Annotated in this window: 11 protein-coding genes; all 11 read left to right on the forward strand. The window is 66.7% G+C overall.

Going from position 1 to position 11,248, the window contains the following annotated elements; genetic code table 11:
• The first annotated feature begins 114 nt into the window (after positions 1 to 114).
• The 11 genes from ABDB81_RS25040 (at position 115) to ABDB81_RS25090 (ending at position 11,178) form a co-directional block, all read left to right on the forward strand.
• Positions 115 to 660 carry a prepilin peptidase gene (locus ABDB81_RS25040; protein ID WP_160471613.1) on the forward strand — a complete coding sequence of 182 codons (546 nt, stop codon included), beginning with the start codon at positions 115 to 117 and terminating at the stop codon, positions 658 to 660.
• 330 nt (positions 661 to 990) lie between these two features.
• The gene (gene cpaB / locus ABDB81_RS25045; protein ID WP_137927502.1) at positions 991 to 1,836 is read left to right on the forward strand and encodes a Flp pilus assembly protein CpaB; all 846 of its coding nucleotides are present in this window, start codon (positions 991 to 993) and stop codon (positions 1,834 to 1,836) included.
• Positions 1,837 to 1,924: 88 nt separating this feature from the next.
• Positions 1,925 to 3,706 carry a type II and III secretion system protein family protein gene (locus ABDB81_RS25050; RefSeq protein WP_137927503.1) on the forward strand — a complete coding sequence of 594 codons (1,782 nt, stop codon included), beginning with the start codon at positions 1,925 to 1,927 and terminating at the stop codon, positions 3,704 to 3,706.
• Between the two features lie 37 nt (positions 3,707 to 3,743).
• The gene (locus ABDB81_RS25055) at positions 3,744 to 4,085 is read left to right on the forward strand and encodes a hypothetical protein (protein WP_346813896.1); all 342 of its coding nucleotides are present in this window, start codon (positions 3,744 to 3,746) and stop codon (positions 4,083 to 4,085) included.
• Between the two features lie 34 nt (positions 4,086 to 4,119).
• Entirely contained in the window at positions 4,120 to 5,313 is a 1,194-nt protein-coding gene (locus ABDB81_RS25060; protein ID WP_137927504.1) for a CpaE family protein, read from the forward strand.
• A gap of 21 nt (positions 5,314 to 5,334) precedes the next feature.
• Positions 5,335 to 6,696: a CpaF family protein gene (locus ABDB81_RS25065; protein WP_346813897.1), complete on the forward strand. Its 1,362-nt coding sequence runs from the start codon at positions 5,335 to 5,337 to the stop codon at positions 6,694 to 6,696.
• Positions 6,697 to 6,706: 10 nt separating this feature from the next.
• Entirely contained in the window at positions 6,707 to 7,684 is a 978-nt protein-coding gene (locus tag ABDB81_RS25070) for a type II secretion system F family protein (RefSeq protein WP_346813898.1), read from the forward strand.
• Between the two features lie 39 nt (positions 7,685 to 7,723).
• Positions 7,724 to 8,665 carry a type II secretion system F family protein gene (locus ABDB81_RS25075; RefSeq protein WP_137927507.1) on the forward strand — a complete coding sequence of 314 codons (942 nt, stop codon included), beginning with the start codon at positions 7,724 to 7,726 and terminating at the stop codon, positions 8,663 to 8,665.
• Between the two features lie 39 nt (positions 8,666 to 8,704).
• Entirely contained in the window at positions 8,705 to 9,148 is a 444-nt protein-coding gene (locus ABDB81_RS25080) for a TadE/TadG family type IV pilus assembly protein (protein WP_137927508.1), read from the forward strand.
• A 28-nt stretch (positions 9,149 to 9,176) separates the two neighbouring features.
• Positions 9,177 to 10,220: a TadG family pilus assembly protein gene (locus tag ABDB81_RS25085; protein WP_137927509.1), complete on the forward strand. Its 1,044-nt coding sequence runs from the start codon at positions 9,177 to 9,179 to the stop codon at positions 10,218 to 10,220.
• Positions 10,221 to 10,389: 169 nt separating this feature from the next.
• Positions 10,390 to 11,178, forward strand: coding sequence for a metallophosphoesterase (locus ABDB81_RS25090; RefSeq protein ID WP_346813899.1), 789 nt, complete (start codon positions 10,390 to 10,392; stop codon positions 11,176 to 11,178).
• The last annotated feature ends 70 nt before the right edge of the window (positions 11,179 to 11,248 follow it).

Here is an 11,248-nt window from a genome sequence, read left to right on the forward strand (position 1 = left end):
GGCCGGCCCGACGCGCCAGCGGGCCGGTCCGCCACCCAGCACAGATTTCCACGCCATGCCCGGCCATCGTGCCGACGCACGGCTGACAACGACCGCCTGACCGGGGGAACCGCCATGATCACATTCGCCGCACTTGCCAACCTGGGCCTGGCCGCGATGGTCGTCGTGGCGGCGGTCAGCGATGCCCGCTCGCGCCGCATTCCGAACGCCCTTGTGGCTGCCGGACTCGTGGCCGCCCTGGGCTTCCAGATCGCGGCGTTGGGCTTCACTGCCGGCGCCTGGCAGTGGATAGGCGGCCTGGCGACGGGGATGGGACTGTTCCTGGCCATCTATCTCTTCGGCGGCCTGGGGGCCGGCGACGTGAAGTTGATGGGGGCGGCGGGCGCCTTCCTGGGCCCACTTGGCGCCGCACACGCCGCGCTGGCGAGCTTTCTGGTCGGTGGCTTGCTGGCACTCGCGGCGATGTTGCTGCATCGGCCTTCGCGGCAGGCGCTGACCGCGCTGGGTTCGCTGCTGATGGCATTGCCTTTCGGACGCACCGCCACCACCGCCGCACGCATCGATCCGGCCAGCGAGGCCGGCAGTTCTGCCACAGCACGGCTGCCCTACGCGATTGCCATTGCGGCGGGCGTCTTGCTGGTGAAGTGGGAGGTGCTCTGAACCGGCACCTGCCGGCGCGGAGCGCAATCGCACGGCAACGTCCGTGCGCAAGAACGAAGTACAAGGCCGATGCCGGCACAGCCCGGACGTTGGCGGGAACGGGAGACGGCCATGCCAGACAGCAGCCGCACACATGCGCAACAGGGGTCGGCCCGGCCCTGCGCAGCGCCACATCGCCACAGAAACGCCGTGCAGCAGACCACCGCGCGGCATAGCGTTAGCGCCCGCCGGGCACCGTTGCGCGGCAGGCCAGCCGGCCGCCCCGTCACGCCGCCAGCCTGCCGCATCGTGCGGGCCCGCCGCACCTTCCTGTTCTGAACGGAGACCATCATGAAGAACCTCCGCATCCTGTTCATGCTGCTGATCGCCACCGTTGCCGGACTGACCGCCGTGGTACTGGCTTCCCGCTGGCTCATGCAGCAAGGCGCCAGCGGCATTACCAAGGTGGCTGTCGCCAATGCCGACATCGACCTGGGCCAGCAAATCACCGCCGAATCCATCCGGCTGGTGGACTGGCCTTCGGCCAGCCTGCCGCCCGGCGTGGTCAACGACGCGCACCTGCTCGACGGCCGCGTCACCAAGGCCAGCCTCACGCGCGGCGAGCCGATCCTTGAATCCAAGCTCACGCCGGTGGGTACCAAGGGCGGACTCTCTGCCGTCATCGCCAGCGGCAAGCGCGCCATCACCGTACGTGTGAACGATGTAGTCGGCGTGGCCGGTTTTGCATTGCCGGGCAGTTTCGTCGACATCATCGTCAATACGCAGCGCGACAAGGACGGCAAGCCCAGCGCCAGCCACGCGGAGAAAGGCGAGCAGTCGATTTCGAAGATCGTGCTCGAGAAGATCCTGGTGCTGGCCGTGGCGCAAGAGGTCAATCGCGACGAGACCAAGCCGAAGGTCGTGAATGCGGTCACGCTGGAAGTCACGCCCGAGGAAGCCGAGAAGATCGACCTGGCGCGCAGCGTGGGCAACCTCTCCCTGGTGTTGCGCAACCAGGTAGACCCGCGTCCTGCCGAGACGGCGGGTGCCACCAAGGATTCCCTGCTCAAGGTGCCCGTCGTGGCCGTGGCTGCCCCGTCGATCCGGACCGTGACCGTGCGCCAGATGGCCGAGCGCAAGCCTGGCAACTGCGTGGGCGTGATCAACGGCACCCAGCACAACCAGGAATGCTTCTGAACCACCACTACAACGGCACCCGTTGACCAGAGGAAGCAGGCCACACCGGACACTGCTCCCGAAAACGGCGAACCACCGGGGGAACATCATGGAAAGCAACCTCACAGGCCGCGGCTTGCCGCGCGCTGCCGGCACGCGCCTGCACATCTCGATCCTGGCACTCGCGGCGCTGGCCGCCGTGGCCAGCGGCAAAACCTACGGCCAGGCGGCCATCGAGGCGGCCATTGCCGCCGCCAGCAGCGCCGGCGTGCCAGTCCAGCTTGTGGCGCAACAGCCCGTCGGCGACGCCGCCGCAGCCCAGCGCGCCCAGCAGGCATCGGCAGCGGCGGCGGCACGCGGACCGAACTGCACGGGCGCCGTGCGCGACCGCCGCGAGGTAGCGGTGGCCGTCGGCAAGTCCACAATGATCGAGATGCCCGAAGCTGTGCGAAACCGCTCGCTCGGCAATCCGCACGTCGCGCAAGCCATGCTGGTCTCGCCGCAGACGCTCTACGTACTGGGCCAGGAGGTGGGTACGACCAACATGATCGTGCAGGGCCGCAGCGGATCGTGCAGCGTGATCGATGTCATCGTGGGCGCAGACCCTGGCGGGTTGCAGGCCACGCTGCGCCAGTTGCTGCCCGAGGCAAGCCGCGTCAAGGTGTCGTCGGCTGCCGACAGTCTCGTACTGACCGGCACCGTGGCCGACGCCGTGCAGGCGCAGAAGGTGCTCGACATCGCCAACGCGTTCGTGGTCCGGCAAACGCGCGGCCCTACGCAAACCCAGCAGGCCCCGGCGGCGGCGCAGCAAACGCCGATCGCACAACTCGTGAACCCGGCCACGGCCGGCATGCCGATACGCAGCCCGCGCATCATCAACATGATGGTGGTCGAGGCGCCGCAGCAGGTCATGCTCGAAGTCAAGGTGGCCGAGGTCTCCAAGACGCTGATCGACCAGATGGGCTCGGCGGCCAACCTCGCGGGGGCATTCGGAAGCTGGAACTTCGGCCTGCTTGCCAACTTCCTGTCCTCCGGCGCGCCGGACCTGATCACCTTCAGCAAGAACAACAACCTGCCGTTGCAGTTCGCGCTCGATGCGCAACGCGGCGACGGACTCGTCAAGATCCTGGCCGAGCCAAACCTGATGGCAATCAGCGGACAGGAGGCCAGCTTCCTGGCGGGCGGCAAGGTCTTCATCCCCGTCCCGCAGAGCTTCGGCGGCAATACCACGACGATCATCCTCCAGGAAGAAACCTTCGGTGTGGGCCTGCGCTTTACGCCCACGGTGATGGAGAACGGCCGCATCAACCTGAAAGTGGCGCCCGAGGTATCGGAACTCTCCCCGACGGGTGTGGCGCTCACCGCGCCGAATGTGTCCGGCGCCACGATCCTGCCGCTCATCAACACGCGGCGGGCCTCCACCACGCTGCAGGTGTACGACGGTCAGAGCTTCGCAATCGGCGGCCTCATCAAGAACAACATCACTGGCAGCCTGAAGGCGCTGCCCGGCGTGGGCGAGCTGCCGGTGGTGGGCGCGCTGATGCGCAGCACGAACTTCCAGCAGGACCGCACCGAACTGATGTTCGTCGTGACGCCGCGCCTGGTGAAGCCGCTGCCGCAGTCCTATCCGATGCCGACCGACACCTTCGGGCCGGTTCGCCCCGGCGAGGTCTACATCAACGGCAACATGGAAGGCCACCCGGTTCGCCCCGCCACGGCACCGGCAGCCATGCCAGCACCGATGCCCGGCGCATCGCCCGCTACCGCCCCGACATCGATGCCTGCGCCAATGCCCGCACCCGGCTCCGCACCGGCACCGCTCACGCAGGCACCGGCTGGCGGCAACGCCACGCTGGCCGCCACCGATATCCCGGCGCGGTCGGATCGCTGAGTCGCCCGCCACCGCCAACCCGTTTCAGGAGCTCATCATGATCGTCCACAAGCTGTTCCGCCCGACCCTGCTCGCGGCCACCCTCGCGGCCTTCCTGCCAGTGCTTGCGAGCCTCGCCGGCTGCATGGCCTCGACCCCGCTCTACGACAAGCAGTTCGGCGATGCCGTGCGCACCGTGCGCGCCATGCAGACGCTGAACCCCGACGCCAGCAATCCCGCCAACCCCGGCGCCAGTGTCGACGGGCGCACCGCCACGGCGGCGATGGACCGCTACAACGGGTCGTTCCGCGCGCCCCAGGGCGATGCCAATGGCTATACGGTCGGCGTCGGCTCCGCGAACGGCGGCGGTAGCAGCGGCCTCAACAGCATGGGCCGCTGAAGCCCCTTTTCGTCATCCTTACAGGGAGCGAGCCATGGCAAAGATCGTCGTTGTCTCCGCCGAAGAATCGCAGTTGCAGCACGTTGCCGGACTCATCACGCAGTCCGCCAACCATGTGGTGCAACGTATGCTGGCCGCGCCGACGCTGGCGCTGGCGCAACCCGGCCTCACGCTCGGCACCGACCTGCTGATCCTGGCCGCCCCGGACTTCAGCGCGGACGATCTGTCCCAGCTGCGCCGCCTGCGCACCGACGCGCCCGGCACGCTGTGCATGTTGCTGACCGGCCACGCCTCCGCCGATCTCCTGATGCGCGCCATGCGTGCGGGTGTACAGGGCGTGCTGCCATGGCCGCCCGAGCCCGGCGAATTCCGCGATGAACTCCTGCGCTGCACGAGCCACGCACTCAGCAACGGCCGCGCCGAGGGGCAGGTACTGGCCTTCCTGTCGTGCAAGGGCGGCAGCGGCACCACGTTCATCGCCGCCAACACCGCGCACCTGCTGGCGGTCCGCCATCAGAAACGCGTGCTGATGGTGGACCTGAGCCAGCAGTACGGCGACGCTGCGTTCGTGCTGACGGACCAGACGCCGCCCGCCACGCTCGCCGAAGTGTGCCGCCAGATCGACCGGCTCGACGCTGCCTTGCTCGATGCCTGCGTGACGCATGTCTGCCCAGGCTTCGACGTGCTGCCCGCCGCCGGCGATCCGGTCAAGGCTGGCGAGATCAAGGCGGCCCATCTTGAACGACTGCTCACCATCGCGCGGCAGCAATACGACGCCGTGGTGCTGGATGTGGGGCAGGACATCAATCCAGCATCCATCGTCGTGCTCGATCACAGCAACCTGATCTATCCAGTGCTGCAGCCGAGCCTCTCGCACCTGCGCGGCGGTCACCGGCTGCTTGAGATCTGCCGCTCGCTCGGCTATCACGCCGACCGTCTGCGCCTGGTGCTCAACCGCCAGGACAAGCACGCCCCACTCGATCTCCGGACGATGGAAAACGCCTTCGGCATGCGCTTTGCCCATGTGCTGCCCAACGACACCGTGCCCGTGCGCGATGCCAGCAATCAGGGCCTGCCGCTGCTACAGGTGGCGCCGAAAGCTGCACTGACCCGCGCGCTCGGCGACATGGTCGGCGAGCTGTTTCCCGATACTGCGCCGCAGCGCGACAGCCTGCTGCGCAAGCTGTTCGGCCATGGTCCGCAGGTAGCCGCCCCGGCGCGCGCCTGACCCCCCTGCCTGGAGCCCATCATGTCTTTGCGAGAACAACTCTTTCAGCAGGCCGGCGAGGCGCTGCCGCCGCGCGTGGCCAAGGCGAACGGCACCGGCGCGGTCAGCCAGGTTTACCAGCAACTGGCGATGGAGATCCACCAGACCATCGTCGACCGTGTGGAACTGGCGCGGCTGCAGCAGCTCACGCCCGAACAAGTCAAGCGCGAACTGGCGCAACTGGTGGAGCGGATCATCGACGAGGGCAATCACCCGGTCAACGAAGCCGAGCGCCGCCGCCTGGTCTCCGACGTGCAGGACGAGATGCTCGGCTACGGCCCGCTGGAGCCGCTGCTGGCCGATCCCACGATCTCGGACATCCTCGTCAACACGGCCCGGCATGTCTATGTGGAGCGGCATGGCAAGCTCGAACTCACGGACGTCACGTTTCTCGATGACGCCCACCTGCTGCGCGTGATCGAGAAAATGGTGTCGCGCATGGGCCGGCGCATCGACGAGTCCAGCCCCATGGTGGATGCCCGGCTGCCCGACGGCTCGCGCATCAACGCCATCATCCCGCCATCCGCCATCGACGGCCCGCTGCTCTCGATCCGTCGCTTCTCGGTCAATCCGCTACAGATCAAGGACCTCGTCGAGCTATGCACGCTGACGCCGCAGATGGCGCAGTTGCTCGACGCCATGGTGCGCGCCAAGCTCAACGTACTGATCTCGGGCGGCACGGGTAGCGGCAAGACCACGCTGCTCAATATTCTCTCCGGCTTCATTCCTGCCGACGAGCGCATCGTGACGATCGAGGATGCGGCCGAACTGCAATTGCGCCAGAACCACGTACTGCGGCTCGAAACGCGGCCCGCCAATATCGAGGGACGCGGCGAGATTACGCAGCGGGCGCTGGTACGCAACGCACTGCGGATGCGGCCGGACCGGATCATCCTGGGCGAAGTGCGCGGTGCCGAGGCACTCGACATGCTGCACGCGATGAACACGGGCCACGAAGGATCGCTCGCCACCATCCACGCCAACACGCCGCGCGACGCACTGACGCGGCTGGAGAACATGATCAGCATGGCCGGCCTGAACCTGCCCACGCGCACCATGCGCCAGCAGGTCACCTCGGCGATCTCGGTGGTGGTACAGGTTTCGCGCCTGACCGATGGCCGCCGCAAACTCGTCAGCGTGCAGGAGATCACGGGCATGGAAGGCGAGGTGGTGAACATGCAGGAGATCTTCACGTTCCGCCGCAAGGGTGTGGATCGCGACGGTCGCATCCGCGGCCACTTCTGCGCCACCGGTGTCCGTCCCAAGTTCTGCGAACGGCTCCAAGCGTTCGGCATTCATCTGCCTGAGACGCTGTTCGACCCCGCTGCCACGCAGGAAGTCTAGGAGCACGATCATGAACGCCACGATGGTCGGATTTTCCGTCTCGCTTTTCCTGGCCCTGTTGCTGGGCGCGCTTGGCGCATGGCAATGGTGGAACCAGACGCGCAGCCAGCGTGCCCGGCGCTTCAGCCATCGCGTGGAAGCGGCGATGCTCAAGAGCGTCAGCCACGGTGCCGATGCCGGCATCCTGAAGCAGCGCGTGCTGGGCGACTCGCCTGGCATGACACGGCTGCTGCGTCGGCTGCCGCGCGTGGAGGCGCTCGACCTGATCCTGCTCCAGTCCGGGCTTGACTGGTCCGTGGGCCGACTGCTGGCGGTGACCGGCCTTGCTGCGGTGGCCGCCATCGGCATGCTCCTGCCTTTCCACCCGCCTGCGTTTGCGCTGTTGCCGATCGCCATCTGCGCGGCCTGCCTGCCCACGCTTTTCGTGATGCGCAAACGGGGCAAGCGGCTCGCACGGCTGGAAGAACAATTGCCCGAGGCGGCCGACCTGATCGGCCGTGCGCTACGCGCCGGGCATTCGCTGCCGAGCGCACTCGACATGGCCGGCCAGGAGCTGCCCGACCCGATCGGCAACGAACTGGCACTGGTGTTCGGCGAGATCAACTACGGCATCCCGATTGGCGACGCACTGGCGGGCCTGACCGACCGCGTGCCTCTGGAAGACCTGCGCTATCTGGTCATCGCGATCATGATCCAGCGCGAATCGGGCGGCAACCTGGCCGAGATCCTCGACAACGTGGGCGCCCTGATCCGCAAGCGGCTGCAACTGCTGGACAAGGTGCGCGTGCTGTCGGCCGAGGGGCGTCTCGGCGGCGTCATCCTGACCCTGCTGCCGCTGGTCATGGGCGTCCTGGTGTACCAGATCAACCCTGACCTGATTTCCACGCTGTGGACCGATCCGGCCGGCATCCGAATGCTGTGGGCGGCCATCGCCATGACCTGCGTGGGCATCGTGTGGATGCGCCAGATCGTGCGGATTCATGTCTGAGACAGCCAGCAACCGAGGCGGGCGCCAGCCCGGACCATCATGCCCATGACCACCATCCTCCTGCTCACGGCCACCTTTGTCATCGTCTTCGGCGTGTCCTGCGTGGCAATGGCGCTGCTAAGGCCCAGTGCAGTGCAGCGCCGCGTGGGGCAGATCCATCGCGAGATACCGGGTGTGGAAATGCCGTCGCCACAAAGGGGCTGGCTACGCCAGGCCGAAAAGCTGGCCCGTCCGCTCGCCCGGATATCGCTGCCGAAGGAGGGATGGGAAAACTCCGCGCTGCGCACGCGCTTCATCCACGCAGGATGGCGCCAGCCGGAAGCCATGGCCGTGTACTTCGCACTGAAAACGCTGCTTGTGACCGGCCTGCCCCTGGTCATGTGGGTCCTGCTGTCCGGGCACCTCGACCCCGCGCAGCAGGCCAAGCTGCCACTGGCAATGTTTGCCGCAGCCGTGGCAGGGTTCTACCTGCCCGACCTGGTGCTGCGCCACAAGGTGCGCAGGCGCCAGCGCGAGATCTTCGAATCGTTCCCCGACAGCCTGGACCTCATCATGGTCTGCGTGGAGGCTGGCCTGGGTCTCGATGCGGCCGTGCTGCGCGTGGTGGAGGAAATGCGCAGCGCGCGCCCCGCAATGGCCGAGGAATACGAACTTCTCACGCTGGAGTTGCGTGCCGGCCTGCCGCGCGAGAAAGCCATGCGGAACCTGGCCTCGCGCACCGGCGTGGAAGACGTGAGCATGCTCGTGGCGATGCTGATCCAGGCCGACCGCTTCGGCACCAGCGTGGCGGATTCGCTGCGTGTGCATTCGGACATGCTCCGCACGCGCCGCCACATGCTGGCCGAGGAGCGCGCCGCAAAGATCGGCACCAAGATCCTCTTCCCGCTGATCTTCTGCATCTTTCCGTCGCTGTTCGTGGTGCTGCTTGGACCAGCCGCCATCCAGGTCATCACGGCACTGCGTTCGGTGGCGAATCAATAGGCACGCCCCAGTCTTCCGCCCCATCCGAAGGAGACCATCATGCGCCATCGCACCCGCTCTCGCCCTGCTGCCTCCGGCCAACGCGCCCGGGGAGCCGCAGCCGTGGAATTCGCCCTGATCTTCCCGCTGCTGATGTTCATCGTGTTCGGCGCGATCGAGTTCGGTACCGCGCTATACGACAAGGCCGTGATCACCAACGCCAGCCGCGAGGCGGCGCGTGCCGGCGTGATCCTGCGCACGCCCGCAATGACCAGCACGCAGATCAAGCAGGTAGCCACGAACTATTGCCAGAACAAGCTCGTGGCCTACGGCGCCTCTGCCACCTGCACCTACCCTGGCACGGTGACGGCATGCAGCACCACCGGCACGCCACTCACCGTACAGGTGGCCTACAACTTCAATGGCCTGCTGCTGGGTCCCCTGATCCGGCCGTTCACGGGTCCGATCACGATCAATGCATCGACCACCATGCTCTGCGAGTAGCGGGCATGCACCCCGAGGGAGGCCAGTGATGACACATCGCCCAACCAACATATCGTCCCGCCCTCGTCGGCAACGCGGCGCCATTGGCATCATGATGCCTTTCATGATGATCACGATCCTGTCGATCGGTGCCATCGCCATCGACGTGGGTCATCTCGTGGTGGTGCGCAACGAACTGCAGAATGCCGCGGATGCCGCGGCACTCGCGGGCGCGGCAAAGCTCTACCCAGCCACGCCTGCGCCGCAGTGGACCAACGCGGTCAGCAACGGCACATCGGCCATCGGACTCAACAAGGCGGCGGGCGTGACCCTTAGCACGGGCGCTGTACAGGCCGGCTACTGGAACCTGGCCGGCTCGCCTGCCACGCTGCAGGCGCAGACCATCGTGCCAACTTCCAACGACGCGCCAGCCGTCCAGGTCACGATCAGCCGCGGCGCGGGCAGCAACGGCGGCCCCGTGGCCATGCTGCTCGCGCAGGTCTTTGGCGGATCTGCGGCCAGCACTTCGGCCACCGCCGTGGCGGTGGTATCCGCACCGGGCGCGCTGCTGGCGGGCGCTACACCGCTGCCCATGGTGATCTCGTCCTGCCTCTACAGCCAGTTCTTCAATCCCACCACGGGGCAGCCACTCACCACGAGTTTCAAGATCGGATCGAGCTATCACTACGGCCCATGCGAATCCGGCCAGTGGACCACGTTCTTCTCGAATACGAATAGCGACTCCGCCACCAAGAACATCATCAATGGCAATACGCCCAGCCCAGCCATGAAGATCGGCGACAAGGTGTGGGTGCAGACCGGCACCAAGACGAACCTGTTCGGCGAAGTGGCCAGCGAGCTGACGGGAAAGACCGTGATCATTCCCGTCGTGTCGGACCCCACCAACACCGGCTTCCAGACCAATGGGCAAATGTCCATCGTCGCGTTCGCGGCGTTCTACATCGAGACCGCTGTGGGCGGGTCAGGCAAGTATGTACAAGGCCATTTCGTGGGTGGGGCGCCCGTGACCAACAGCGGCGGTGGCGTAGGCCCCTACTACGGCGCCTACGTCCCGCCCCGCCTGGCGAAGTGACCCCGAATGGAGCCGGCGGCCCGCCAGTGCCCCAGGCAATGGTGGCCCCTTGCGGCGCGTATCCATGACGCGCCATGAGGCCCCCCTGGCTCCTTTTGCGGCTCGGTCCTTGACCGGGCCGCTTTTTTTTCGAAGAATCGACCGCAGCCACCCCACAACCGGAGCCTGCATGAAGCTGCGCGTCCTCAGCGACATTCACGTCGAACACAATCCGTCCGAGCCCGTACCCGACTGCGCGGCCGACCTCGTCATCCTGGCCGGCGACATCGCCAACGGCCGCGACGGCATCGACTGGGCCGCCCGCACATTCGACGTGCCCGTGCTCTACATCCCAGGCAACCACGAGTATTACGAGAGCGCGTTCGATACAGTCGATGCGCTGATGGCCGAAGGCGCCGCCGAGGCTGGCAATGTGACGCTGCTCAACGGCGCCGTGGCGGAGTTTGCCGAAGCCGACGGCCAGCGCGTACGCGTGATCGGCACGACATGGTGGACCGACTACTGCCTCTACGGCGAGAACCGCGCGGAAGAGGCCATGGAAGCCTGCGCCCGGGTGATGGTGGACCATCGCCTGATCGCCACGACCGATGCCGATGGCTCGCATCGCGGCTTCACACCCGCCGACGCACTCGCCCGCCATCACGCCGCCACCGCCTGGCTGGCCGACGTGCTAGCGCAACCGTTCGACGGCAAGACCGTGGTCGTCACGCACCACGGCCCGGACCTGGGCAGCCTCGATGCGCGCTACGCGCACGACATCGTCTCCGCCGGCTTCATCTCCCGCCGCCCAGACCTTGTGGCACAGGCCGACGTCTGGATTCACGGCCACACGCATACCAGCTTCGACTACTGGATCGAGGATTCGCGCGTGGTCTGCAACCCACGCGGGTATATCTCGCGGCGGACGGGGCAGCCGGAGAATCCGGTGTTCGATTGGGGGAAGGTGGTGGAGGTTTGAAGAGACCTCCCTCCGCCTAGGTTTGCTCCCTGTACTGGTCTAATTTCCTCAGACACGTCGATAGGTGGAA

The organism is Cupriavidus sp. DL-D2 (genome assembly GCF_039710735.1).
Classification (GTDB): domain Bacteria; phylum Pseudomonadota; class Gammaproteobacteria; order Burkholderiales; family Burkholderiaceae; genus Cupriavidus.

Coding starts and splice junctions, on each gene's coding strand:
- ABDB81_RS25080 (WP_137927508.1), top strand. CDS start 8,705: ATGCGCCATCGCACCCGCTCTCGCCCTGCTGCCTCCGGCCAACGCGCC.
- ABDB81_RS25070 (WP_346813898.1), top strand. CDS start 6,707: ATGAACGCCACGATGGTCGGATTTTCCGTCTCGCTTTTCCTGGCCCTG.
- ABDB81_RS25050 (WP_137927503.1), top strand. CDS start 1,925: ATGGAAAGCAACCTCACAGGCCGCGGCTTGCCGCGCGCTGCCGGCACG.
- cpaB (WP_137927502.1), top strand. CDS start 991: ATGAAGAACCTCCGCATCCTGTTCATGCTGCTGATCGCCACCGTTGCC.
- ABDB81_RS25075 (WP_137927507.1), top strand. CDS start 7,724: ATGCCCATGACCACCATCCTCCTGCTCACGGCCACCTTTGTCATCGTC.
- ABDB81_RS25040 (WP_160471613.1), top strand. CDS start 115: ATGATCACATTCGCCGCACTTGCCAACCTGGGCCTGGCCGCGATGGTC.
- ABDB81_RS25090 (WP_346813899.1), top strand. CDS start 10,390: ATGAAGCTGCGCGTCCTCAGCGACATTCACGTCGAACACAATCCGTCC.
- ABDB81_RS25055 (WP_346813896.1), top strand. CDS start 3,744: ATGATCGTCCACAAGCTGTTCCGCCCGACCCTGCTCGCGGCCACCCTC.
- ABDB81_RS25060 (WP_137927504.1), top strand. CDS start 4,120: ATGGCAAAGATCGTCGTTGTCTCCGCCGAAGAATCGCAGTTGCAGCAC.
- ABDB81_RS25065 (WP_346813897.1), top strand. CDS start 5,335: ATGTCTTTGCGAGAACAACTCTTTCAGCAGGCCGGCGAGGCGCTGCCG.
- ABDB81_RS25085 (WP_137927509.1), top strand. CDS start 9,177: ATGACACATCGCCCAACCAACATATCGTCCCGCCCTCGTCGGCAACGC.